Annotated in this window: 22 protein-coding genes; 4 read left to right on the top strand and 18 right to left on the bottom strand. The window is 70.9% G+C overall.

All coding sequences use genetic code 11. The features are described 5' to 3' along the window. Window positions 1-18 precede the first annotated feature (18 nt). The 4 genes from ACWGDB_RS13145 to ACWGDB_RS13130 all read right to left on the bottom strand — a co-directional run bounded on the left by ACWGDB_RS13145 (window position 19) and on the right by ACWGDB_RS13130 (window position 4,594). A complete protein-coding gene (locus ACWGDB_RS13145) occupies window positions 19-1,044 on the bottom strand; it encodes a PDR/VanB family oxidoreductase (protein WP_453822493.1) in 1,026 nt (341 codons plus the stop codon). Then, entirely contained in the window at window positions 1,044-1,940 is an 897-nt protein-coding gene (locus tag ACWGDB_RS13140) for a metal-dependent hydrolase (protein ID WP_383624020.1), read from the bottom strand. Before ACWGDB_RS13140 ends, ACWGDB_RS13145 begins: the two co-directional genes overlap by 1 nt. Window positions 1,941-2,045: 105 nt before the next feature. Continuing rightward, on the bottom strand, window positions 2,046-3,971 hold the full coding sequence (locus ACWGDB_RS13135; RefSeq protein WP_453822492.1) for a hypothetical protein: 1,926 nt from the start codon (window positions 3,969-3,971) through the stop codon (window positions 2,046-2,048). A 71-nt stretch (window positions 3,972-4,042) separates the two neighbouring features. Further along, entirely contained in the window at window positions 4,043-4,594 is a 552-nt protein-coding gene (locus ACWGDB_RS13130) for a tetratricopeptide repeat protein (RefSeq protein ID WP_453822491.1), read from the bottom strand. Between the two features lie 70 nt (window positions 4,595-4,664). On the opposite strand from ACWGDB_RS13130, the gene ACWGDB_RS13125 reads away from it, so the two are divergent. After that, entirely contained in the window at window positions 4,665-5,096 is a 432-nt protein-coding gene (locus tag ACWGDB_RS13125; RefSeq protein WP_453822490.1) for a hypothetical protein, read from the top strand. Between the two features lie 74 nt (window positions 5,097-5,170). On the opposite strand, the gene ACWGDB_RS13120 is transcribed toward ACWGDB_RS13125, so the two are convergent. From ACWGDB_RS13120 to ACWGDB_RS13085, 8 genes are all read right to left on the bottom strand, one after another. Beyond that, window positions 5,171-6,745 carry a DUF1996 domain-containing protein gene (locus ACWGDB_RS13120; RefSeq protein ID WP_453822489.1) on the bottom strand — a complete coding sequence of 525 codons (1,575 nt, stop codon included), beginning with the start codon at window positions 6,743-6,745 and terminating at the stop codon, window positions 5,171-5,173. A gap of 204 nt (window positions 6,746-6,949) precedes the next feature. Beyond that, window positions 6,950-7,603, bottom strand: a complete 654-nt coding sequence (locus tag ACWGDB_RS13115; protein ID WP_453822488.1) for a LuxR C-terminal-related transcriptional regulator — start codon at window positions 7,601-7,603, stop codon at window positions 6,950-6,952. Then, a complete protein-coding gene (locus ACWGDB_RS13110; RefSeq protein ID WP_453822487.1) occupies window positions 7,588-8,883 on the bottom strand; it encodes a sensor histidine kinase in 1,296 nt (431 codons plus the stop codon). The genes ACWGDB_RS13115 and ACWGDB_RS13110 overlap by 16 nt, the downstream gene beginning before the upstream one ends. 51 nt (window positions 8,884-8,934) lie before the next feature. Then, entirely contained in the window at window positions 8,935-9,957 is a 1,023-nt protein-coding gene (locus ACWGDB_RS13105) for an SDR family oxidoreductase (RefSeq protein WP_453822486.1), read from the bottom strand. A gap of 83 nt (window positions 9,958-10,040) precedes the next feature. Beyond that, window positions 10,041-10,586 (bottom strand): winged helix-turn-helix domain-containing protein, encoded by a 546-nt coding sequence (locus ACWGDB_RS13100; RefSeq protein ID WP_453822485.1) that lies wholly within the window; start codon window positions 10,584-10,586, stop codon window positions 10,041-10,043. 313 nt (window positions 10,587-10,899) lie between these two features. Beyond that, window positions 10,900-11,928 carry a glutamine synthetase gene (glnII, locus tag ACWGDB_RS13095; RefSeq protein WP_453822484.1) on the bottom strand — a complete coding sequence of 343 codons (1,029 nt, stop codon included), beginning with the start codon at window positions 11,926-11,928 and terminating at the stop codon, window positions 10,900-10,902. A 363-nt stretch (window positions 11,929-12,291) separates the two neighbouring features. Beyond that, entirely contained in the window at window positions 12,292-13,050 is a 759-nt protein-coding gene (locus tag ACWGDB_RS13090) for a hypothetical protein (RefSeq protein WP_453822483.1), read from the bottom strand. A gap of 132 nt (window positions 13,051-13,182) precedes the next feature. Beyond that, entirely contained in the window at window positions 13,183-13,548 is a 366-nt protein-coding gene (locus ACWGDB_RS13085) for an ArsC/Spx/MgsR family protein (RefSeq protein ID WP_453822482.1), read from the bottom strand. Between the two features lie 218 nt (window positions 13,549-13,766). Here ACWGDB_RS13085 and ACWGDB_RS13080 point away from each other — a divergent pair, with 218 nt between their 5' ends. Next, a complete protein-coding gene (locus ACWGDB_RS13080; protein ID WP_383596274.1) occupies window positions 13,767-14,075 on the top strand; it encodes a hypothetical protein in 309 nt (102 codons plus the stop codon). A gap of 67 nt (window positions 14,076-14,142) precedes the next feature. Here the strand turns inward: ACWGDB_RS13080 and ACWGDB_RS13075 are convergent, their stop codons facing one another. Beyond that, the gene (locus ACWGDB_RS13075; RefSeq protein WP_453822481.1) at window positions 14,143-15,333 is read right to left on the bottom strand and encodes a winged helix DNA-binding domain-containing protein; all 1,191 of its coding nucleotides are present in this window, start codon (window positions 15,331-15,333) and stop codon (window positions 14,143-14,145) included. A gap of 346 nt (window positions 15,334-15,679) precedes the next feature. Here ACWGDB_RS13075 and ACWGDB_RS13070 point away from each other — a divergent pair, with 346 nt between their 5' ends. Next, window positions 15,680-17,017, top strand: a complete 1,338-nt coding sequence (locus tag ACWGDB_RS13070) for a DUF2252 domain-containing protein (RefSeq protein WP_453822610.1) — start codon at window positions 15,680-15,682, stop codon at window positions 17,015-17,017. A 28-nt stretch (window positions 17,018-17,045) separates the two neighbouring features. Here ACWGDB_RS13070 and ACWGDB_RS13065 read toward each other — a convergent pair whose 3' ends face one another. Further along, window positions 17,046-18,683, bottom strand: a complete 1,638-nt coding sequence (locus ACWGDB_RS13065) for an alpha/beta fold hydrolase (RefSeq protein ID WP_453822480.1) — start codon at window positions 18,681-18,683, stop codon at window positions 17,046-17,048. Between the two features lie 253 nt (window positions 18,684-18,936). On the opposite strand from ACWGDB_RS13065, the gene ACWGDB_RS13060 reads away from it, so the two are divergent. Then, on the top strand, window positions 18,937-19,233 hold the full coding sequence (locus ACWGDB_RS13060) for a hypothetical protein (protein ID WP_427841391.1): 297 nt from the start codon (window positions 18,937-18,939) through the stop codon (window positions 19,231-19,233). A gap of 42 nt (window positions 19,234-19,275) precedes the next feature. On the opposite strand, the gene pspAB is transcribed toward ACWGDB_RS13060, so the two are convergent. The 4 genes from pspAB to glnA all read right to left on the bottom strand — a co-directional run bounded on the left by pspAB (window position 19,276) and on the right by glnA (window position 22,710). Beyond that, a complete protein-coding gene (gene pspAB / locus ACWGDB_RS13055; RefSeq protein ID WP_453822479.1) occupies window positions 19,276-19,860 on the bottom strand; it encodes a PspA-associated protein PspAB in 585 nt (194 codons plus the stop codon). A gap of 2 nt (window positions 19,861-19,862) precedes the next feature. Continuing rightward, complete coding sequence (gene htpX, locus ACWGDB_RS13050) at window positions 19,863-20,780, bottom strand: zinc metalloprotease HtpX (protein ID WP_453822478.1); 918 nt, start codon at window positions 20,778-20,780, stop codon at window positions 19,863-19,865. Between the two features lie 127 nt (window positions 20,781-20,907). Beyond that, window positions 20,908-21,180, bottom strand: a complete 273-nt coding sequence (locus ACWGDB_RS13045; protein WP_453822609.1) for an SCO2583/SCO2584 N-terminal domain-containing protein — start codon at window positions 21,178-21,180, stop codon at window positions 20,908-20,910. A 120-nt stretch (window positions 21,181-21,300) separates the two neighbouring features. Beyond that, window positions 21,301-22,710 carry a type I glutamate--ammonia ligase gene (glnA, locus tag ACWGDB_RS13040; RefSeq protein WP_125528402.1) on the bottom strand — a complete coding sequence of 470 codons (1,410 nt, stop codon included), beginning with the start codon at window positions 22,708-22,710 and terminating at the stop codon, window positions 21,301-21,303. Window positions 22,711-22,866 lie beyond the last annotated feature (156 nt).

The raw sequence follows: 22,866 nt of genomic DNA, 5'->3' as shown, positions 1-22,866 counted from the left end.
CGGACCGATCGTCGGCGTTCACAGATCCAGTACGAGCCGATCACCACGCGCCCGCGACACACAGATCAGCATGGAGTCGGACCGCTCCGCGTCGGTCAGCAGCTCGTCCCGGTGGTCCACCTCACCCTCCAGCACCCGCTGTTGGCAGGTCCCGCAGAAGCCCTGTTCGCAGGAGTAGGCGGTGTCGGGCAACTGCGCGCGTACGGCGGCCAGCACGGTCGAGTCGGCAGGGACGGTCAACGTCCGCTTGCTGCGCCGGAGTTCGACTTCGAAGGCACCGCCCGCCGAGGAGCGGGGCGCGAACCGCTCCAGGTGGACACCCGGGTACCGCTCCTCCACGGCGGCCATCAGCCCCTCCGGACCACAGCAGTAGACGGCGGCCCCGTCGGGCAGGTCCGCGAGGAGCGCGCCGAGATCCGGGATGCCCTCCACGACGGTCACCCCGTCACCGCCGCCCAGCTTCTCGACCTCCTCCAGGAACGGCATCGAGGCACGGTCGCGTCCGCAGTACAGCAGCCGCCACTCGACACCGTCGGGCAGCGTCCGCAGCATCGGCAGGATCGGCGTGATCCCGATGCCGCCCGCGACGAACACATACGACGGGGCCGTCACCAGCGGGAACCGGTTCCGCGGCCCCCGCACCTCCAGCTCCGTCCCCTCCCGCACCTGCTCGTGCACCTCGCGCGAGCCGCCCCGCCCGCCCGGGACCAGCCTGGTCGCCACCGTGTACGACGAGGTGTCCTCGGGGTCGCCGCACAGCGAGTACTGCCGCACGAGCCCCGACGGCAGCACGACGTCGAGATGCGCGCCGGGCTCCCAGCGCGGCAAGTCGTGCCCCTCCAGACGTAGTTGCACGACCCCGTCGGCGACCTCTTCGTGCGAGGTCACCAGCAGGCGCAGCGCCCGCGACCGGGGCCGCCCGGAGGTCGGCTCCTCCAGGGCGGGCATCGGCCACAGCGGCGAGACCTGGATCCGGCGCCGCATCGCCCGCCGGGCCAGCAGGGCGGCACCGGCGACGGCGGCGAGGGTACGGAGCTTCGGCATCAGGCGGCACCCTTCGCGGACTTCTCGGCGGTCTCGGCGGCCAATGCGGCGGGGGAGGAGGCCAGATAGGCGACGGCCTGCTCGGTGGAGCCCTCCTGGGAGGGGTGGTAGGTCCGGCTCAGATAGCGGGGGATGGACCTGAGCATGTCCCCGGTCGAGGGGAGCGTGCCCCGCCTGCCCCGGACGTAGAAGTCCTTGAAGCTCGCGCGGCCGTCCATCAGCGTCGGGTCGTTCTCCATGAAGAAGCGCGACCCGCGCTGCCACAGGAAGACGAGCGCGGTGAACGCCGTCGCCCAGGTCCGCACCCGCCGCCGGTAGCCCCCGTCGACGTGCATGAACAGGTCGAACGCCACCGACCGGTGCTCGACCTCCTCGGCACCGTGCCAGCGCAGCAGGTCCAGCATGGTCGGGTCGGCGCCCCTGCGGTCCAGCTCCTCGGCGTTGAGCACCCAGTCGCCGAGGAACGCGGTGTAGTGCTCGATGGCCGCGATGATCGCCACCCGCTCCATCAGCCACCAGCGGCGCGCACGGCCCGGCGGCAGCGTGCGGTCGCCGAGCAGCTTCTCGAAGAACCAGTCGACCTGCGCGGTGTACGGCGTCGGGTCGAGCCCCTGCTCCCGCAGATGCGGCAGCACCTCGTCATGGGCCTGCGAGTGCATGGCCTCCTGCCCGATGAACCCGATGACGTCCTCGCGAAGCCGCTCGTCCCGGATGTACGGCAGCACCTGCTTGTAGACGTGCACGAACCACCGCTCGCCGGCGGGCAGGAGCAGATGCAGCACGTTGATGGTGTGCGTGGTGAACGGATCGCCGGGCACCCAGTGCAGCGGGGTGGCGTCCCAGGAGAAGGACACCTTGCGGGCTTTGAGGGGTATCCGGTCCTGCGTGTTAGACATGGCGTCAATGTACTGACGGGTAGGGCCGTGGTGAACCCTTGTGCAAGGCCCTATTTACATTTCTGTCAGCAAGGCGGATCTCGCCGGGGTCGTCTCACCGGGATCTCACTGAAGCCCGTTGATCGAGCGCCCGCTCTCCAGCGTGCCCTTCAACTCGGCCTGCGCGCCCTGCTTGGTCCGCACGGCCAGTTGGCTGCCCTCGGCGTTGCCGCGGACCCCGCCGGTGGCCCGGATCGACTCCGTGTCCCGGGTACCGGCCGCCAGCAGATACCAGCTGCCCGCCTGCGCCTTCCACAACACACCGGCCAGCACATGCGGGTCGCGCTGTCCGCACGCCGGCACGTTCTGGGCCTTCGCCACCACGGCCGCCTGCGGCGTGCCCGGCGTCCGGAACTGGGCCAGCACCCGCTCCCCGCCGCCCCGCCAGGTCTCGGCGCGCGTGCACACCCAGTCCGCCGTGCCGGTTCCGTCGGGAAGCGTCTGCTGCGCGAACGACCAGGCGTTGACCGTCCGCACCCCCGCGGAGCGCAGCGCGCCCAGCCAGCAGGAGTACGGCGCCCAGGTGTGCAGGGCCTGCGCGCCGGTCACGTCCTTGGACTCCCCGGGGCGGCCGGTGGTCAGACGGGCCGGGACCAGTTCTGCGAGGTCGGTCAGCAGCCGGGTGCCGGCGCTGTCGGTCACCTGCAGGGCGTTCCACGAGGAGCACGTGCCGGTCTGCTGGGTGGTGGGGCTCGCCATCGGCGAGGTGACCCCCTCGGTCACGGTGAGGTCCATCGCTCCCGCCCCCGGCTTCAGCAGGTCCCGCTCGGCCGCGCGCTTCACCCAGGGCGCCATCAGATAGCGGACGTTGCCGTCGGCCCGGCTCAGCACCACCGCGCTCGTCTCCGCCCTGGTCGCGTTGTCGACGCGGGAGAAGTCCAGGGCGGCACCGGCCGTGCCGTCCGTCGGCTCGGCGTAGCGGGCGATGCGCAGACCGTCGTAGAGGATCACCACGCGCGCGGTGTCGACGGTCCCCGCGTACAGCAGCTGCGGTGCCCCGGCCGGGCCGCCCGACGGGGTGCCGGGCGTCGCGGAGACCGTGACCTTCTCACCGGGGCGGGCCCAGACGGCGAGGGCGCGGCGCAGCAGGGCCGAGTCGCCGGTGAGGTCACCGCGCGCGGGCCACACCGAGAAGTCGGTGCGGGCGGCGGACTGCCAGGCCAGCGGCGGGACCTTCGTCAGCTGGGCCGGGTCGAGGGCGGCCTCGGCCGCCGGGTTCTGCGCGTACGACGGGGCGGCGGGGCCGTCGGGGCCCCAGCCCTCGCCGGGCAGGCCGAGCAGCGCCCCGCACACGAGGAGGGCGGCCCCGGCGGCGAGCGCGGCCTTAGTGTGCTGCCTGCGCCGCATCAGGTCGGTGGGCCGGGCCTGGAGGGAGCAGGGGTCGAACTCGGGGGATTCGAGCAGCGCGGCCTGCGCCGGGACGGTGTCGGCCTCCTCCAGTGCGTCGTCCACGTCCTCGACGCCGGCCGCCGTCAGGACGTCGCGCACCTCGCCGTCCGCGAGTTTCTCCAGCCCGCGCAGGACGTAGGCGGCCCGCGCCGGGCCGGACAGCGCCGACAGCTGCTGGTCCAGGGCGAGCTCGTCGGCGCCGCCCGACCGGGGGAAGAGGCGCAGGCCCCAGACCTGGGGCAGCAGGGGTGGCAGCTGGGAGCGCTTGGGCCAGGCCGGGCGCCGCAGCGGCAGGCCCGCCTCCAGCGCCGTACGCAGGACCCGGAGCCGCAGGAAGGCGTATCCGGGGTCGCTGTCGCGGCCCGTCGACTGGGCCGGGATCGCGGGCGTCGCCGCCGTCCGGCCGCGGGGCAGCGCGCGCTGGGTGAGGGAGTGCGCGGTCACCACGCGCCGGTTGCGGCCGAGGCTGGGCGGCAGCACCAGGTAGGCGAGTCGGACGAGCCTCGGATAGTGCTCGACGAGCGCGGCCTCGGCCCGCTCGACGTCGACGACCGGCTCGGCCGGGGCGGGTGCGGGGCGCGGGGCGACATCCTGTGACTGCACGTTCAGCAGAACGAGCGAATCGGCGGTTGGTCACCGCCGCGCGACCCCGCCCGGCGCGATGCCGTGCCGGCTCAGTCGTCGGACTCCAGCAGGGCGCGGGCGTAGTTCCCCATCGAGCGCTGGTAGCGCGGCAGATGGGGGGCGAGGGCGCCCAGTACGAGGGACAGGCCCTCGCGATCACGTCCGAGGCTCGACAGGCACAGCGCCAGCGTCGCCCGTACCGCGTCGTCCAGTTCGTCGGACGGGGCGTCCAGCTCGGGCGTCAGCAGCTTGACGCCCTCCTCGGCCTGTCCGACGTTCCGCAGCGAGCTGGACAGCTGGATCTTGGCGCGCCGGCCCTTGTAGCCGCTCAGCCCGGCCGCGAGAGCCTCCCGGTACAGCGGCACCGCCTTGTCCGAGTGACCCGTCGAGTCCCAGGCGCACGCCTGCTCGAAGGGGCCCAGCGGGCTGTCGTCGGGCAACTCGGTGACGAGGGCGTCGATGACGGCGCGGAAGCCGGCCGCCTCCTCCTCGGGGTAGCTGTCGAAGGTCGCCCATGCGGCGGTCACGCGGTCTTCCCAGTCCTTGTCCACTGAGTCACACTCGCACACCCGTGCCCGTGAGAGCCTCTGATTTGAGCGCATCGCACACCACAGCCGTATGGGAGACGAGGGCCCCCGTCGGGGCTCTGTGCGGCATGGACCGGAGGAACCGATGACATTGACCCGACCGATGCTCGCGCTGACCGGCGCGGTGGCGGTGCTCGCGCTGGCCGGCTGTGGCTCCGGCGGCGACAAGGAGGCCGAGGTGCCGAAGACGGCGACCGGCAGCCTGGAGCATCTGGCGGCCATGGCGAAGTGCGACCCGAACATGCAGACCGACGCGGACGAGCTCCGCCAGGCCATCTGCAAGAGCGGCAAGGAGAAGTACATCCTCGCCACCTTCGCCACGGACCGCGGCCAGGCCGAGTGGCTGAGCGGCGCGAAGGACTACGGCGGCTACTACCTCGTCGGCCGCAAGTGGGTCGCCGTGGGCCAGGAGAACACGGTCACGACGCTGCAGAGCAAGCTGGGCGGGACCATGGAGGAGGGTTCCGCGCACATGAACCCCGGTGGCAGTCACAACAAGGGCGGCCACCACAGCTGACCGCGCGGACCCGGACGGACGAAAGCCGGCGGTGGGAATTCCCACCGCCGGCTTTCGCTACCGGTTCAGGACTGCTACTGGCAGTTCTGGCCGCTGTTGATGCAGTCGACCATCTCGTTCATCGTGTTCTCGTCGAAGAAGTTGATGAAGTCGTTGTGGTCGGTGATCGCCTTGTGCAGCTGGTCCGGGAAGGAGTCCACCGCGAAGGCGTTCTGGACCTGTCCGTTCTGGATCTGCGGGGCCTGAACGTCGTAGACCAGGCGGACCTGGAGCTGGGGGATCGCCTGGAAACCGTTGGCGCAGGTGCCGTCGCCCTGGACGAACGCCACGTGCGTGCGGTGGTTGGCGCTGTCGATGTTCTGACCGTCCCAGCAGCTCTGGAAGTTGGACGTCCGCACCACGGAGCTGCCCTCGGGGCAGATCGGGAGCTTGTCTTCCAGCTGGACCTGGTCCTCGAAGCCGGTGCAGCTCCAGTTCGCGTTGGCGTTGGCGTTGCCGTTCACGAAGGACTTGGCGTCACCGGTGATGATGCGCAGGGCCTGCGGCATTCCGACGACATCGCTCGTCTTGTTGCCGACGAACTTCAGCTGTGCCTCGCTGGGCTCGACGATCGTGCCGACGTTGCCGTCCTGACCGCCACCGGGGGCGTCCGCGTCGATGTCGTCCTGACCGTCCTGAATACGCAGCACCGGCCAGAAGTACGACGACTTGTCACCCTGGTTCTGGCAGGTGGTGTCGCCGTTCGCCAGGTCCTGGTCGCTCGCGAAAGCGTTGTTGGCCTGGTTGCCGACGTAGTCGTGCTGGTGCTGCGCACCGTTGCTGACACCGGGAGCGACGATCACGTTGTCCGAGTTGCGGTTCTCGTTCTCGTTGGTGCCGCAGTTCGTGGTGAAGCTGCCGGTCGAACCGCTGTCCCCGTTCGCGGGGAGGCCGTTCGCGCCGACGCCCAGCTGGGCGTTGCCCTGAACCTGCGTGATGTCGACGAAGTCGTCCGCCGACGGGCCGTTGCCGGCCTGACCGCCGTTGCCGCCCTGGTCCTGTCCGCCGCCGTCCTGGCCGCCCTGGTCCTGGCCGTCGTTGTTCTGACCGTCCTGGTTCTGGTCCTGACCGTCGTTGTTCTGGTCCTGACCGTCCTGGTTCTGGTCCCCGCCCTGCTGGCCGTCGTTGGTCTCGGGCTGTTCGGCCGGGACGCCCTGGCACTGAGCGAACTGGCCCAGGTTCTGCGGTCGCTTGCCGCCGGCCCGGTTGATGTTGATACCGATCCGGTCGAGCGTGGCCACGCGCTTGGACTTCAGCGGGCCGAGGATGGCGTTGTTGACGTAGTTGGCGTCCCCCGCCTGGGCCTGCCGCGTCTCGGCGAGACGCTTGTAGGCATCCGTGACCTGCCTGTCCAGCAGCGCCAGCTCCTTGGCGACGCCCCTGCGCGCGCTCCGCGGCACCTTTGTCAGCTTCTGGCCGACATCAGGGCAGTTGATCGTCGCGACCCGGGCGTTCGAGGACTTCGTCTGGTTCCACCCAGAGTTGTCCTCATGCGCCGAAGCGTAGAAATTGGCCCATACAAGCCCGCCCCCACCGAGCGCTAGGGCTGCCGATGCGGCAATGGCCTTGGTGGCCAGCGGCGTACGGCGTTTTCTTGTGTTGCGTCCCATGGAACTCCTCTGACTTCCTTTTTCGGGGGCATCGAGGGCGCCCGACAGGAGTGAAGCGGCTCCCTTTGATACGGAGGTCGTCCCAGGGGTGTTCAGCCGTCCCGGAAATTGTTGAGAGATTCGTGAGAACGCTGTGTGCTCAACCGCCTCTGAAATACCAGGAGTTGTTGATCCCGTACGGCGGGTGAATGGGCGAGTCCGTTTTCACCGGCCGTGGTCGAGATACGCGAGAACCGCCAGCACGCGACGGTTGTCGTCGTCCGACACCTCCAGGCCCAGTTTGGCGAAGATATTGGCGGTGTGCTTGGCGATCGCCCGTTCCGTGACGACCAGCCGCTCGGCGATCCCCGCGTTCGTCCGCCCCTGAGCCATCAGCTCCAGCACCTCCGTCTCCCGGGGTGTGAGCCGCGCCAGCGGCTGGTCGTCGGCCGCCCGCCGGGACAGCAGCTGCTGGATCACCTGCGGGTCCATCGCCGTGCCGCCCGCCGCGACCCGCCGTACGGCGTCCACGAACTGGTCCGCGTCGAAGACCCGGTCCTTCAGCAGATACCCCACCCCGCCGCTGCCGTCGGCGAGCAACTCCCGCGCGTACAGCTGCTCCACATGCTGCGAGAGAACCAGCACCGGCAGGCCGGGCTTCCTCCGGCGGGCCTCCAGCGCGCACTGCAGCCCCTCGTCGGTGTTCGTCGGCGGCAGGCGGACGTCGACGACGGCGACGTCCGGCTCCAGCTCGGCCAGCGCGCGGGCCAGCTCGGGCCCCGTCTCCACAGCTGCCGCTATCTCGAAGTCGTAGGCCTCCAGAAGCCGGACCAGGCCGTCGCGCAGCAGGAACAGGTCTTCGGCTAGGACAACGCGCAAGGGATCTCCATGGTGACCATGGTGGGACCGCCCGCGGGGCTGCTGACGGCCAGGACGCCGTCGAATGTACCCAGTCGCCGCTCGATTCCGGCGAGCCCGGAACCGGTCCCGATCACCGCGCCGCCCTTGCCGTTGTCGGTGACGGTGATGCGCAGCATGCCGTCGGTGTGGTGCAGGTCGATCCAGATCCGGTCGGCGTCCGCGTGCTTGACGGCGTTGGTGAGCACCTCGCTGACCGCGAAGTAGGCCGCCGACTCCACCGGCGCCTCCGCCCGCCCGGACAGCTCCACGTTCACCTCGGAGGCGACCGGCAGCCGCAGCGCCAACGCCCGTACGGCGTCGCCCAGTCCGCGCTCGGCGAGCACGGGCGGGTGGATGCCGCGCACGAGGTCGCGCAGCTCGTCGAGCGCGTCGACGGAGGACCGGCGGGCCTGCGCGACGAGCTGCTTGGCCTTCTCCGGGTCCTTGTCGACCAGCATCTCGATGGTCCCGAGGTCCATACCCATGGCCACCAGCCGCGCCTGCGCCCCGTCGTGCAGATCCCGTTCGATACGGCGCAGCTCGGCGGCGGAGGTGTCCACGGCGTCCTGCCGGGTTTCGGTCAACACCCTTACGCGCTCGGCAAGTTGGCCCTGATTGGAGGCGAGGACGGCATGGGTGAGGCGGAAGTGGAGCTGGAATGCGGGCACGGCGTACCGGTGGGCGACGACGAGCAGGACTGCACCCAGGGCGCCCGCACCCAGCGCGGACGTCTGGTCGCTGACCGGGACGAAGCCGTACCAGTACGGCCCGTACTCGCCGTACGGCCCGCCCGTCATGGTCCGCCACAGCCCGGCCGCCAGCGCGAAGCCCTCCAGCGGGTAGAGCACCAGCACGGCCGGCAGCAGCGCGGTCACGAATCCGGCCGTCATGTCCACCGGCAGCCAGCGCAAGTCCCGCCAGGTCGCCGGGTCGCCCAGCATCCCGAAGGTGCGGGCCCACGGGTTGGCGTCCTTCGCCAGCGGCCGGTACGCCGGCGCAATCCGCACCCCGCCCCACTCGGCCGCGAGGACCCGCCGCCAGTCGGCGAACGCCCGTACCCCCGTCAGCACCCAGGGTGTCGTGACGATGCCGACGCCGATGGGGATGAGCGCGATGGACACGAGGGACAGGACGAAGCACACGACGGCGCCCGGCAGCGAGACCAAGGCCAGCGCCAGCCCCCGTACGGCCGCGAGTCCCATGCCCCGCGCCCGTGTTCGCCGGTCGCCGTCGGTGCCGCTCTTCGTGTCGTAGGTCATGGCGTCAGTCTCACCCAGCCGGCGGCGCGGGTCACTGGGCCGGGGTCCCGGTCAGGGGGTGGTGCCAGATACACCCCCGCCCGCGAGGACCTTGGCCTCCACCTCCGGGTCGAGCCCTTTCGCCGTCCGGTCCGTCCGCCGGGGTGCCGTGCCGCCGATGTCCTGGAGCCAGGCCCAGGTGTCGGCGACGGTCTCCTCGACCGGCCGGCACCGCAGTCCCGTCGCGACCGCCCGGGACACGTCGGCGGCGTGCAGCGCGTCGTGCATGTCCGTGCCCGGCGGCACCCACACCGGCAACTCCGTCCACGGCTCGATGCCCGCGTCGAGGATCACCTCGGGCTCGGTCCACCGCAGCTCCGCCGTCCCGCCCACCACAGCCGCACACGCGTCGAGGAACGTGCCCATGGTGGCGTGCCCCTGCGGGCTCATCAGGTTGTACGGTCCGCTCAACTCCTGTTCCGCCGCCCCCAGGATCCAGTCCGCGAGATCACGGACGTCGGCATACTGGAGCGGCAGGTCGCGCGGCCCCGGCGCCAGTACGGGCCCGCCACGGGCCATCCGGGTCAGCCACCACGGCAGCCTGCCGACGTTCTCGTACGGGCCGATGAGCAGCCCAGCCCGTACCAGCACCGAACGGTCCGCGCCGAACTCCTCGACGACGGCCAGCTCCCCGCCCCGCTTGTCCCGCAGGTAGTCGGTGTGTTCGGCACCGGCCTCGGCACCCTCGACCAGCGGCGCGTCCTCGCCGTAGCCCGCGGGCGGGGCCCACGCGTACACCGAGCAGCTCGACACGTACACATACCGCCCGGCGCGGCCCCGCAGCAGCCGCGCCGTGTCCCGCACGGCACGCGGCGCGGCCGACCAGGTGTCCACGACGACGTCCCACTCGCCCTCCGCATCGGCGAGGGCGGCGAGCCCGTCGGGCGCGGTGCGGTCACCGTGCAGCGACCGCACCCCGGTCGGCGGCTCGTGCCGCCCCCGGTGGAAGACGGTCACGTCCCAGCCGCGCCCCACGGCCGCCTCCACGACGGCCCGCCCCGCGAACTCCGTACCACCCAGCATCAGAAGCCTCATACGGCCGACTCTGCACGGTACGGGCGCGGGACGGAACAGGACTCTGCCGTCAGCAGAAGATCAGGGGAGGCGGCCGCGACGGCTCAGCGCCCGACCGGCGGGGTGTACTTGTACCCCACCCGCCGCACCGTGCGGATGGTGTCCCGGTGCTCGGCGCCCAGCTTGCGGCGCAGCCGGGCGATGTGGACGTCGACGGTACGGCCGTCGCCCACGTGCCCGTATCCCCACACCGTGGTGACCAGCTGGTCGCGGGTGTGCACCCGGTGGGGGTTGGCCACCAGATGGGCGAGCAGCTCGAACTCCAGGTAGGTGAGGTCGAGTTCCTGCCCGTCGACCGCGGCGGTACGCCGTACGGCGTCGACGGTGACGAGCGGGTCCCCGCCGGTGTCGGGGACGGGCGCGACCGGCGGCTGCTGGTCGGCCGGGACGAGCACCAGGTAGCCGATCATCGGCGGCTGGCCCGGAAGCGTGGGCAGGGAGTGCGGGGGAGCGGGCAGCCAGGTGGCGCCCGGCGGCAGCAGGTCCGCGACGTCGATCACCTCGTCCCGGTCCACGGCACGCAGATGATGCCGCGAACCGTTCGGGGAGGCGAGGGTGGCGGCGTTGGACAGAGAACGAGTGGTCGCCATGAGAGGTCAGCTCTTTCGCGCGAGAGGTCCGCTGGGAAGACGTACGTCGTTTCGCGCTGGCCGAAGGCCGGAAGGTTACGGCTTTACAGGGCCCGCGCGTTCACCGCGCGGCAACACACCCGGTCGAAGTCGTGGTGCTGACGGGAAGGCCAGAAGGGCTCGAGGTCATGGCGACCCGTCGCGGAGTACTTCTGGAAGCTGGCCATGGCCCCATTGAAGCAGACACTCGCCCCCGGCGGGACCCTCGTCTCATCAGACGCGAAGGGGCGCCCACCGTCCCGGCGGGCGCCCCTTCGGGAACTACTGGGCACGATCAGACCTGTCCGGCCTTCTCCAGCGCGGCACAGCAGGTGTCGACGAGCAGACGGGTCACGACGTACGGGTCGACGTTGGCGTTGGGACGCCGGTCCTCGATGTACCCCTTGCCGTCCTTCTCGACCTGCCACGGGATACGAACCGAGGCGCCGCGGTTCGACACACCGTAGGAGTACTCGTTCCACGGGGCGGTCTCGTGCAGACCGGTCAGGCGGTCGTCGATGCCGGCGCCGTAGTTCTTGACGTGGTCGAGCGGCTTGGAGCCCTCACCGAGCGACTCGCACGCGGTGATGATCGCGTCGTAGCCCTCGCGCATCGCCTTGGTGGAGAAGTTGGTGTGCGCACCGGCACCGTTCCAGTCGCCCTTCACCGGCTTCGGGTCCAGCGTCGCGGCGACACCGAAGTCCTCGGCGGTGCGGTAGAGCAGCCAGCGGGCCACCCACAGCTGGTCCGACACCACGAGCGGGGCCAGCGGGCCGACCTGGAACTCCCACTGGCCGGGCATGACCTCGGCGTTGATGCCGGAGATGCCCAGGCCCGCGGCGAGGCAGTTCTCCAGGTGCGCCTCGACGACGTCACGGCCGAAGATCTCGTCGGCGCCGACACCGCAGTAGTAGCCGCCCTGCGGGGCCGGGAAGCCACCCTTGGGAAAGCCGAGCGGGTAGCCGTCCTGGAAGAACGTGTACTCCTGCTCGATGCCGAAGATCGGCTCCTGGGCGGCGAACTTCTCGGCGACCTCGACGAGCGCGGCACGCGTGTTGCTGGCGTGCGGCGTCATGTCGATGTTCAGGACCTCGCACAGGACGAGGACGTCGTCACCGCCGCGGATCGGGTCCGGGCAGGTGAAGACCGGCTTGAGCACGCAGTCCGAGGCGTGCCCCTCGGCCTGGTTCGTGGAGGACCCGTCGAAGCCCCAGATCGGCAGCTCGGCACCCTTGGCGTCGTCGGCCAGGATCTTGGTCTTCGAACGGAGCTTGGCCGTCGGCTCGGTGCCGTCGATCCAGATGTACTCAGCCTTGAAGGTCACGGGCCACATCCTTCGGGGGTGGGTCTAGGCGCGTATTGCGGGCGCTGCGGCGCTGCGGCACTGAGGCGCCGCGCTACAGGAGCTTGTCAACAGGCGATTTCCCGGCCATTGCTCGAATGTGAACCCCGTGTTACCTGGTGTTGGTGTGGCCCGTTTCACGCTGTGAGCGCCCATCCGCGGCATCCGGCGCAGCCTGGACGGAGCACACGGCCGACTCGTATGCGATGGGAGTGAACGAAGCACCTGCAGGCACACGCACGAGGGCCCTGCCGCTCGTGGCCGCGAGCAGCAGGACCCTCCCCCACTCTCGAAATGCGCTCGAGCGGGGGGACCCCCGTCACCTACGAGGTGACTACCGAGGCTTCACCCCACCTTCTCGATCAGCGCTCGGCGAATGAGGAACTTGCCGGGCTCACGCACCTGCTCGAAGGCCGCGTTGTTGAGCAGCGCACAGCTGCCGGAGACCGAGGTGACCTCCACCGTCGTGGACTTGTTGTTGTCCAGGTTGGTGACCTTCAGCTTCGTACCGGCCGGGAACTGGCTGCTGGACGCGGCCGGCGCCCCGCCCTCGCCGGAGAGCGTGACGGTCGACCCGTTGCAGACCTGCTGCCCCGAGGCCGCGGCACCGCCGCCGTCCCCCGCGTTGCCGGCCTCGCCGGCACCCGCGTTCCCGGCATCCCCGGCACCTGCGTCGCCGGCACCTGCGTCACCCGCACCTGCGTCACCGGCACCTGCGTCACCGGCACCTGCTTCACCGGCACCCTCCGCGGGAGCGCTCGGCGCCGGCTGCGAAGCCTGGGAGTCCTGAGCCGACTCCCCAACCCCACACCCGGACGCCTCCTGCTGGACCTTGATCTGCGCGATGACCGCCTCACGGTTGGCGATCCGCGCCTCGGACTGCGCGTCCGGATTGGCCCGTTGTCCCTCGATGAACCGCTCGTTGTTGCCGAGCGCGGTGGCGAGCCCCTGACAGACGGTCGACTCCGCGGCGGACTTGACGGTCGGCGTCTGCGAGGCGTTCGAGGTGCTCGCCATGACGAAGGCGCCGCCTCCCGCCACCGTTGCCGCACTCACCAACAGCGCGAGCTTCTTCTTCGTATTGAGAGTTCTCCTACGCGACATGCGCGCCTCCTGAAGAGCTAGGGGAGCGTACGTCGCTATGTACGAGATGCCGAACGAAGTTACTCAGTGGTCACGGGAGTTGGCCCAAGTAACCTACGTCACACCTCGCCTGATGGCCCGTCAGTTCACCCGTCAGCCCTCCCGGGACAGCGCGTCCCGCACGGCGTCATCGGTGCGCGCGACAACGGCCGTACCGTCCTCCGCGGTGATGATCGGCCGCTGGATCAGCTTCGGATGCTCGGCCAGGGCCTTGACCCACCGCTCCCGGGAGTCGGCGTCCCGCGCCCACTCCTTGACCCCGAGCTCCTTGGCGACGGCCTCCTGGGTCCGCGTGATGTCCCACGGCTCCAGTCCCAGCCGATCGAGCACCTCCCGGATCTCGTCCTCGCCGGGCACGTCCTCCAGATAGCGGCGGACGGTGTAGTCGGCCCCCTCGGCGTCGAGCAACGTGAGGGCGCTACGGCACTTTGAACAGGCCGGATTGATCCAGATCTCCATGCCGCTCACCGTATCCCGAGTCATCCGTGTTCGAATTTTCCGGCGTCTCACGCACACCTCCCGAACCCGGCGTGACATGACGCCAATTTCATTGCTGACCAGGGGATTTCATGGACGTCTGGCACCCCCTGATTGTCAGTGCCAGGTACTAAACTGGAGTCAGTGTTCGAGAGCGTCGCCGGGAACCGCCGGCGCTCCACCGCGACAGGAGGATGCCTGTGCCCGCTGCCGCACTGAAGGCGAAGCCCACCCAGTCCACCGCCAAGCACCCGGTCCTGCTGGACCTGCCGTACGCGCCCTTGGAGAAGCGGCCGCTGCCGCCGGGCCGTCCGCGCGAGTGGTACGTCACCCACAACCGCCGCCTCAAGGCCCTGCGCCTGGCGATCGCCCTGCTCGACTCGGGCGTCCTCATGCCGAACCAGGCCCGCAACGAGACGATCCGAAGCACCGCGCAGACGATCGGCGTCCACCCCCCGTCGGACACGACGTGCCACATGGTGCGGGCGCTCATGAGGTACTCGCGGTAGTCGGCGCAGCCGGGTGCCCTCGACGTCGAGGGCACCCGGAGAGCCCGGAACGATCCGGCACCATCCCTTACGCGGACAACTCCCGCTCCAGCGGCGTCCGAAACCGAGGCGTCACGCGGGCCGCCCCCACCCATCCCCGCAACGCCTCCGCCTCCATGGCGACCGCGGCCTCCACCGCCTGCCGCTCGGCACCCCCCGGATCCTCCAGCAACCGCCAGACGATCTCCCCGTCCCGGCGCTGGGCCCACCCGCCCACCACCCGTCCGTTCCACCACACCGTCGGCCCCACATTGCCGCTCCGGTCGAACAGCGACGGCCACAGCTCCGGCGCCAGATACCACTCCCGCCGCTGCCACCCCATCGCCGTGGGGTCGAGCCCCGGCAGCAACGCCGCCCACGGCTCCGCGGGCCCGGCCACCGGACCGTCGTCGCCGTCGAGGACGTACCCCGTCCCCTCGTCCAGGGCCACGGCCTGCGCCCCGATCGCCGCGAGCGCCCGGCGCACCTCGGTGACCCGCCACCCTGTCCACCACTTCAGGTCGGCCTCCGTCGCGGGTCCGCACGCCGCCAGCCAGCGCCGGACCAGCTCCGCCTGTGCGCCGGCCACGTCCAGCTCGGGATGCTCGGGTGCCAGTGCCCACCGGAACTGCGAGGACGTCCAGGAGCCCAGCGGCCGCCCCCGCACGACCTTCCCCTCGACGCCCAGCACCCGCAGCAGCCGCGTCGAAACGGTGTGCACGCCCTCGTAGCTCTTCCCGGCCCCGTACACGAACTGCTCGCGCAACCGCGGCTCGTCCTGGGCGAGTTCGGCCGCCGTCGCCTGCCCGCGCCGGGCCAGCGCGGCGAGCGCCGACTCCTCGACCTCCGCGAGCCAGGCCGCGTCCGGCGCCCCCGCCGCGGCCATGTGCTTGACCAGCGTGGCCCGCTCCCGGGCGGCCACCGCGAGGCCGGTCGAGGCGTGCACGACGGCCGTCAGTCCGGTGGGGAACACGAACACGGTGTGCCGCATGCCGTGCATCCGGACCAGCGCCCGCTCCTCGTACAGCGCCCGCTCGGTCTCCGCGACGGTCTTCCCGGGCTCCGCCAGCCGTGCCCCCACGGCCAGGTACACGGTCGCCGGATCGGTGCCGTGCAGCGCGACCAGGGACTCGGCGACGTCCTCCGGGCGCCCGGCCCGGGCCGCCCCGGCCAGCCGATGCCGCAACCCCAGCCGGGCCCGCCGCTCCGCCACCCCGATGTACCGCAGCCCGTCACCCATCCCGGCCTCCACCCGTCATGCCGTCACACAGCCAGTGACTGCATCTTCCCGGACCCCACTGACAACGGCCCTCGCACCGGTCATGCCCCCGGGCCCGCCCGACCGCCCGGGATGCGCCCGCGTCACCCGATTGCCGTACCCGGCATGCACACACCCCCGCCCCCGCCTTCACTGCGATCAGGAGGGTGACGAACCGGGTGACCGGCTGAAGAGCCGGGGGACGGACCGGGTGGCGGACTTCGCCCGAGTGTGCGGCGGCAGCGGGAGGTGCGATGGGCAGGCGTGGCATACGGCGGCCGGTGCACGGGACGGCCGTGGACAGAAACGCGTCCTCGTGACGACCCCCATGACGCCGGCCGAGCGGGCCCGCCGCGGCAAGGCCGCCCGAAAGCACCTGTCCCGCTCCGCCCACGCCTCCTGGGTCCCCTCCGTCGACCGGCCCGACCCCGTCGCCGTACTGGAACGCCAGGGCCGCGACCGGCTGCCGGAGCTGCTGCCGATCAGGTACGGCCGGATGACGGCCTCGCCGTTCGCCTTCCTGCGCGGCGCCGCCGCCGTGATGGCGGCCGACCTCGCCGCCGCCCCGCACACCGGCCTCACCGTGCAGCTGTGCGGCGACGCCCACCTGCTCAACTTCGGCCTGTACGCCTCACCGGAACGCTCCCTGCTGTTCGACCTGAACGACTTCGACGAGACGTTCTGCGGCCCGTTCGAGTGGGACGTGAAACGGCTCGCCACCTCGGTCGCCGTGGCCGCCCGCGAGATCGGCCACCCGGACGCCAAGGCCGGCCGCGCGGCCCTGGAGGCCGTGACCGCGTACCGCACCACGATCCGGCGGCTGGCCCAGCTCGGCGAGCTCGCCGTCTGGCACACACGCATCGACGGCCGGCAGCTCCTGCCCCTGGTCCGCTCCACCCGCGACCGCCGCCGAGTCGAGGCCAGCCTCGGCCGCGCCCGCCGCCGCACCAGCATGCGCGGCTTCGACAGGCTGACCGAGATCGTCGACGGACGTCGGCGCATCATCGACGACCCGCCGCTCCTCGAACGCGCGGGCACTTCCGACATGGCCGCACTGCGCAAGATCTTCAGCGACTACCGCTCGACCCTCTCCGAGGAGCGCCGCCTGCTCCTCGACCGCTACCGCTTCATGGACGCGGCCCGCAAGGTCGTCGGCGTCGGCAGCGTCGGACTGCGCTGCTTCATCGTGCTGCTCGCCGGCCGGGACACCGACGACCCGCTGTTCCTCCAGATCAAGGAGGCGCGGCCGTCCGTCCTGGAGGAACATCTGCCCAGCGGGCCCTACGTCCACCCCGGCCATCGCGTCGTCGCTGGCCAGCGTCTGATGCAGGCGGCCGGCGACGTCTTCCTCGGCTGGATGTCGGGGCCGCAGGGCCGTGCCTTCTACTGGCGCCAGCTACGCGACATGAAGGGCTCCACGGACGTCGCCGGCATGAGCCCGGAGGACCTGCTCGCCTACGCCCGCCTGTGCGGCACCACCCTCGCCCGCGCCCACGCCCGCTCCGGCGACCGCATCGCCATCGCCGGCTACCTCGGCAGCGCCGGCACCTTCGACCGCGCGATCACCGACTTCGCCCTGGCCTACGCGAACCAGACACTCAGGGACCACACGGCCCTGGGCGCCGCCGTCGGCGCCGGGGTAGTCAGGGCGGCGCCCGGGGTCTGAGCACCGCCGTACGGCTCGGGCGGCGCCGTCAGCCGTACGACTCCAGAACCCCTTCCACGTACGCCGTCAGCCGCTCACCCAGCACCTCCGGCGTCAGCTCGGTCCGCCCCAGCTCACGCCAGGGGCCGGCGAGTTTCGCCGCGTCGGGGGCGTAGGCGAGGGCGTCGATCAGCCGCCAGTACAGGTGGTCCTCCCCGTCGGCGAGCCGTCGTCCGCCGTGCGCCTCGTAGCGGTCCCGGAAGCCGAGGCCGTGCTCCGGTCCGTGGAGCAGCGCGAGCGCGGTCGAGCAGTGGGCGACGTCGAGGTCGGCGGGCCCCCACGAGGTCTCCACCCAGTCGACGACCCCGCTGATCCGGCAGTCCTCACCCGTACCCCGGAAGAGCACGTTCCCCGGGTGGAAGTCCCGGTGCAGGAAGCACCCTTCATACGCCGGAGGCTCCTGCCGGATCACCTCCACGGCCCGCTCCCACAGCCCTCCCGACGGCGTCCGCACCCGCTCCGCCGATGTCCACGCCTGGTACGGCCGCGGGCGCTCGTCCGGTACGACCTGGTGGATCGCGGCGAGTTGGGCCGCCAGCAGGTCCAGGCGCCGGTCCAGGTCCTCGTCGTCCACCCGCACCCGGCCCGGCAGGTGCGACATCAGCAGCGAGGGGTGGTCGCAGTGCTCGGCCGTGGCGTCGACCGCGATCAACTCGGGTGCGGGGACGCCATCCTGAGCGGCGAGCAGGGTCAGGACCGACGCCTCACGGGTCAGCAGCCCCGGCGCGTGCCTGCGGAAGAAGGGCTTCACGAACGCACGCAGCGCGAGCGCGGAGCCGTCGTCGAGGGTGAGCCGTCGCATCTGCGAGCTCCAGCCGCCCTTCGCGAAGGAGGTGTCGGCGACCGTCCGCCCCTGCGGCACCTGCTTGGCCAGCCACGACCGGGTGGCCGTCCACCCCCGGTCGCCCAGGCCGGTCACCACCGCCGTCACGAACTCCCGCCGGTCCTCTGCATGTTCCTGGAACCACATCCCCAGCATGTGTTCCGAGCCCGGCACCTCGAACCGTGTGAACTGGGCGTGCGCGGCCAGCGCGTCCTGGACGGCCTCCGTCACCTCCGGCGGGATGATCGCGTCCGTCCCCGGCACCGCGAGCACCGCCCGGCCCTCGTACGCCCGCAGAACATCGAGTGCGGGCGCCCCGCGCCAGCCGTCCGGCCGACGGATGATCTCGCTGAACCGTCCGTTCCCCTCGCCGAACGGCACATCCCAGGCCTCCTGGGCGTACACGGCGGGCGCGCACAGCCCGATCGCCGCCACGCGCTTCCCGTAGTGCGCGACGAGGTCTGTCACCGTCTGTCCGCTCATGCTGAACCCGACGAGGATCAGCGGACCGTCCGCCGGGACACGCGCGTCGATCACGGAGACCGCTTGCTCGAAACGCCTTCGCAGGCTCAACTCCCTCAGTTCACCGCTGCTTTCACCGTGCCCCGAGAAGTCGAGGGCGAGCCCGTGGCAGCCGCGGGACACGAACTCGGCGAGCAGCGGGAGCAGCCGTTCCTTGTTGCCGATGCCCGCGCCGTGCAGCAGGACGGCGGTGGCCGCTTCCGCACCGCCGGCGGCACCGCCGTACACGCCGCTGAGCAGTTCGCCGTCGTGGGTGTGTGTGAAGGAGAGGAGCTCGGTCATGTGCCCCATTCACTCACAGTGGCCACCGGCCGAACTCGGGCCCCTAGAAAAGGAGATGCACGCCGCGTGACCGCCTCCCTACCCTGGACATGCGTAACGGAGCAGTTCACGCCGCTTTTCGCAGGGCGGGCGTCACCCTGCGGACTCGGGGCTACTCTCTACGCACCGACGGACGGTCGCCATCCCCCAGCGACGCCCCGCCGGGGACATTCACGCACCGCTCAGTACCGACCCACGTTCACGGAGGCCCGTGATGGGCACCATCGTCATGTCCGGGACCGTCGTCCTGGTGATCCTTGGATTCGGAAACCACGTCTACTGGCTGGCCGCGGTCGCTGTGCTCTTCCTCTACCTCCAGTACGGCCGGAGCCTCTCCGCGCCGAGCGGCAGGCCCGGGGGAGGGGCCGGCGGAGGGCCCTCTGGGGGCTCCATGCCCGCGGACTACCGCTCCTACCGCGACCGGCGCGACATGCAGGCCAAGTGGGAGCGCCGCTACCGCCGCGAGCGCCCCCTGGAGTCCCGCCGTCAGGAGCGCGAGAAGAGCAAGTGAGACCACCTGTGGTGGTGACCCGAGGTCGAGGGTGCTCCCCGGTCACAGGCCGGGGGCACCCCACACCGGGAACCAGCGGTTCAGGTCCTGCTCGATCCGCAGGTCGCCCGCCAGCGCGGCCTTGACCCTCAGCTCCAGCGGGTTGTCGCGCCGCTCCGCCGCGCCGGGCAGCGGCGCGAAGGGGTAGAAGGTGCCGCGCTTGTAGAGATAGACGAGCGCGAGCCTGCGGCCCTTGTCGTCCTCGAACCCCGCCAGCGAGCACAGCAGCTGCGGGCCGAAGCCGTTGACCTCCATCGCGCTGTTCACCGCGTGCAGGTCGTTGACCAGCTCCGGCAGCTGCTCGGGAGCACGCCGGGAGACCAGCCACGAGTAGCCGTAGCCGTCCCGCGTCAGCTGCACCGGCCGGCCCTCGCGCTCGGCGTCCGCGTCCAGCAGCGCCTGCACCTCGCGGTGCGTCTGCTCGAAGACCGCGCCCTCGACCGTGGCGAAGCACACCGCCCCGCTCCCGGTCGGCCGGAACCCGGCCGCCGCCTCCAGTGTGATCGCCGCCGACGGCAGCCCGAAGAGCTGGTCGAGATCGGGCTCGACCGGCTTCGTACGGCCCAGCAGAATGTCCAGCAGCCCCATGCTCACGCCCCTCCGGGAGCCGCCGCCTCACCCAGCTCTGCGGAGATCCGCCCCAGCTGGTCGAGCCGCTGCTCCAGGCTCGGGTGGGTCGAGAACAGGCGGGCGATGCCGGGCTCGCGGCCCAGGGCCGGCGTGAAGTAGAAGGCGTTGAAGGCCTGTGCCGTCCGCAGGTCCTTGGTCGGGATGCGGGCGATGTCGCCGGAGACCTTGGTGAGCGCGGAGGCCAGCGCCGAGGGCCGCCCGGTGAGCAGCGCCGCGGCCCGGTCGGCGGCCAGCTCCCGGTACCGGGACAGGGCCCGGATCAGCACGAAGCTGAGCGCGTACACGGCCGCGGACACGCCCATCACGGCGGCGAAGATCACGGCGGTGTTCTGATCCCGGCGCCCGCCGTCGAACAACTGCGAGTAGAAGGCGAACCGTACGATCAGCCCCGCGATCACGCCCAGGAACGAGGCGACCGTGATCACGGCGACGTCCTTGTGCGCCACGTGCGACAGCTCGTGCGCGAGCACACCTTCCAGCTCGTCCGGCTCCAGCCGCCGCAGCAGGCCCGTGGTCACACAGACCACGGCATGATCGGCATTTCGCCCGGTGGCGAACGCGTTCGGCATGTCCATCTCCGACACGGCGACCACGGGCTTGGGCATGTCGGCGATGGCGCACAGCCGGTCGACGACCCCGTGCAGCTCGGGATACTCCTCCCGCTCCACGACCCGCCCCCGCATCGCGAACAGCGCGACCCGGTCGGAGAACCAGTACTGCGCCCCCAGCAGCGCCGCCGCCACGACCACGACGAGCACCCAGGACTTCAGCAGAAAGATCAACGCGACGACGAACGCCACGTACAACAACCCGAGCAGAAACAGCGTGAGCCCCATACGGGCGGTCAACCGCCGATCACTCCGGAACCGGCTCTGCATCTCGCATCACCCCGCGCACTCAGGCACTCGTCCCACTGCCCAGTGTGCACCCGGTGACGCCCATGAACGGGTCGTGATCGGCCCCAGGGCCGGCAAAGGTCAGGCGAGCGCGGGACCGGCGGAGGACCTAGTAGCCCGCGCGGAAGTTGATGTAGCCCAGCAGCACGATCACTCCGGCGACGCAGCCCAGCACGATCGCCGTGGACACCAATCCCGACCTGCGCTGCCGCCGTGCCACATGATCGGGCTCACCCCGGAACGGCACCGGCCCGGGCGGGTTCTCCTTCCAGCGCGCGGCGAGCATACGGGCCCGCGCCGAGGGCTCCTTGTGCTCGGCGTTGTCCGCCCACTTCAGGTCGAACTCGCGTTCTTGATCGTCGTGTTCGTGCCGCTCCGGCATCCCGTCCACCCCCGTGTCGTCCATCGGCAGAGGAAGAATAGAACAAACGCCCGCGCCCCCGCTGTCAGTGCAACAGCGGGGGCGCGGGCGCTATGCCTCGGTGCCTGAATCAGGCGTCGATCACACGTCGAAGTACATCTCGAACTCGTGCGGGTGCGGACGCAGCTGCAGCGGGGCGATCTCGTTCGCGCGCTTGTAGTCGATCCACGTCTCGATCAGGTCCGGCGTGAAGACGTCGCCCTGGAGGAGGAACTCGTGGTCGGCCTCGAGGCGGTCGAGGACGGCCGGGAGGGAGGTCGGGACCTGGGCGACGCCTGCGTGCTCCTCGGGAGCCAGCTCGTAGAGGTCCTTGTCGATCGGCTCGGCCGGCTCGATCTTGTTCTTGATGCCGTCCAGACCCGCGAGGAGCAGGGCCGAGAACGCCAGGTACGGGTTGCCGGAGGAGTCGGGCGCGCGGAACTCGACGCGCTTGGCCTTCGGGTTGGAGCCCGTGATCGGGATACGCATCGCGGCGGAGCGGTTGCGCTGCGAGTACACCAGGTTGATCGGGGCCTCGAAGCCCGGCACCAGACGGTGGTACGAGTTCACCGTCGGGTTGGTGAAGGCGAGCAGCGACGGGGCGTGCTTGAGGATGCCGCCGATGTAGTAGCGGGCCGTGTCCGACAGGCCCGCGTAGCCGGCCTCGTCGTAGAAGAGCGGCTGGCCGCCCGTCCACAGCGACTGGTGCACGTGCATGCCCGAGCCGTTGTCACCGAAGATCGGCTTCGGCATGAAGGTCGCGGTCTTGCCGTTGCGCCAGGCGACGTTCTTCACGATGTACTTGAAGAGCTGCAGGTCGTCGGCGGCCGCGAGCAGGGTGTTGAACTTGTAGTTGATCTCGGCCTGGCCGGCGGTGCCGACCTCGTGGTGCTGGCGCTCGACCTGGAGGCCGGAGGCGGCCAGCTCCAGGGAGATCTCCGCGCGCAGGTCGGCGAAGTGGTCGACCGGCGGGGCCGGGAAGTAACCGCCCTTGTAGCGGACCTTGTAACCGCGGTTGTCCTCCAGCGCGCCCGTGTTCCAGGCACCCGCCTCGGAGTCGATGTGGTAGTACGCCTCGTTCTCGGCGGTCTTGAAGCGCACGCTGTCGAAGACGTAGAACTCGGCCTCGGGGCCGAAGTACGCGGTGTCGGCGATACCGGTGGAGGCGAGGTAGGCCTCCGCCTTCTTCGCCACGTTCCGCGGGTCACGGGAGTACTGCTCGCCCGTGATCGGGTCGTGGATGAAGAAGTTGATGTTGACCGTCTTGTCGCGGCGGAAGGGGTCGACGCGCGCGGTGGACAGGTCGGCACGAAGCGCCATGTCGGACTCGTGGATGGCCTGGAAGCCGCGGATCGAGGAGCCGTCGAACGCGAGCTCCTCGGCCGGGTCGAAGGCCGTGGCAGGGATCGTGAAGTGCTGCATCACGCCCGGCAGGTCGCAGAACCGGACGTCGATGAACTTGACGTCCTCGTCCGCGATGAACTTCTTGGCCTCGTCGGCGTTCTGGAACATCCAGCTCCTCCTACTCCCGACCCGTCGGTCCGGGGTGGTAGTTCGGTCGTGCGGCCAGTGCGGTGGCACACGCTGGCCTCGACCCTAGGGACGGGTGATTTCTCGGGCGTGACCCATTTGTTTCGCACACGTTAACCGGACATCCCCGACCTCCCC

The organism is Streptomyces sp. NPDC055013 (assembly GCF_053608645.1).
This window is presented reverse-complemented; position numbering and strand designations above follow the sequence as displayed.

What these genes read in the sequence shown, in the direction of transcription:
- ACWGDB_RS13060 (WP_427841391.1), top strand. Translation starts at nt 18,937, where the DNA reads ATGGGCACCATCGTCATGTCCGGGACCGTCGTCCTGGTGATCCTTGGA.
- ACWGDB_RS13130 (WP_453822491.1), bottom strand. Translation starts at nt 4,594, where the DNA reads ATGCGCTCAAATCAGAGGCTCTCACGGGCACGGGTGTGCGAGTGTGAC.
- ACWGDB_RS13070 (WP_453822610.1), top strand. Translation starts at nt 15,680, where the DNA reads ATGACGCCGGCCGAGCGGGCCCGCCGCGGCAAGGCCGCCCGAAAGCAC.
- ACWGDB_RS13105 (WP_453822486.1), bottom strand. Translation starts at nt 9,957, where the DNA reads ATGAGGCTTCTGATGCTGGGTGGTACGGAGTTCGCGGGGCGGGCCGTC.
- pspAB (WP_453822479.1), bottom strand. Translation starts at nt 19,860, where the DNA reads ATGGGGCTGCTGGACATTCTGCTGGGCCGTACGAAGCCGGTCGAGCCC.
- ACWGDB_RS13140 (WP_383624020.1), bottom strand. Translation starts at nt 1,940, where the DNA reads ATGTCTAACACGCAGGACCGGATACCCCTCAAAGCCCGCAAGGTGTCC.
- ACWGDB_RS13045 (WP_453822609.1), bottom strand. Translation starts at nt 21,180, where the DNA reads ATGCCGGAGCGGCACGAACACGACGATCAAGAACGCGAGTTCGACCTG.
- ACWGDB_RS13125 (WP_453822490.1), top strand. Translation starts at nt 4,665, where the DNA reads ATGACATTGACCCGACCGATGCTCGCGCTGACCGGCGCGGTGGCGGTG.
- ACWGDB_RS13075 (WP_453822481.1), bottom strand. Translation starts at nt 15,333, where the DNA reads ATGGGTGACGGGCTGCGGTACATCGGGGTGGCGGAGCGGCGGGCCCGG.
- ACWGDB_RS13120 (WP_453822489.1), bottom strand. Translation starts at nt 6,745, where the DNA reads ATGGGACGCAACACAAGAAAACGCCGTACGCCGCTGGCCACCAAGGCC.
- ACWGDB_RS13085 (WP_453822482.1), bottom strand. Translation starts at nt 13,548, where the DNA reads ATGGAGATCTGGATCAATCCGGCCTGTTCAAAGTGCCGTAGCGCCCTC.
- glnA (WP_125528402.1), bottom strand. Translation starts at nt 22,710, where the DNA reads ATGTTCCAGAACGCCGACGAGGCCAAGAAGTTCATCGCGGACGAGGAC.
- ACWGDB_RS13065 (WP_453822480.1), bottom strand. Translation starts at nt 18,683, where the DNA reads ATGACCGAGCTCCTCTCCTTCACACACACCCACGACGGCGAACTGCTC.
- ACWGDB_RS13090 (WP_453822483.1), bottom strand. Translation starts at nt 13,050, where the DNA reads ATGTCGCGTAGGAGAACTCTCAATACGAAGAAGAAGCTCGCGCTGTTG.
- ACWGDB_RS13145 (WP_453822493.1), bottom strand. Translation starts at nt 1,044, where the DNA reads ATGCCGAAGCTCCGTACCCTCGCCGCCGTCGCCGGTGCCGCCCTGCTG.
- htpX (WP_453822478.1), bottom strand. Translation starts at nt 20,780, where the DNA reads ATGCAGAGCCGGTTCCGGAGTGATCGGCGGTTGACCGCCCGTATGGGG.
- ACWGDB_RS13110 (WP_453822487.1), bottom strand. Translation starts at nt 8,883, where the DNA reads ATGACCTACGACACGAAGAGCGGCACCGACGGCGACCGGCGAACACGG.
- ACWGDB_RS13100 (WP_453822485.1), bottom strand. Translation starts at nt 10,586, where the DNA reads ATGGCGACCACTCGTTCTCTGTCCAACGCCGCCACCCTCGCCTCCCCG.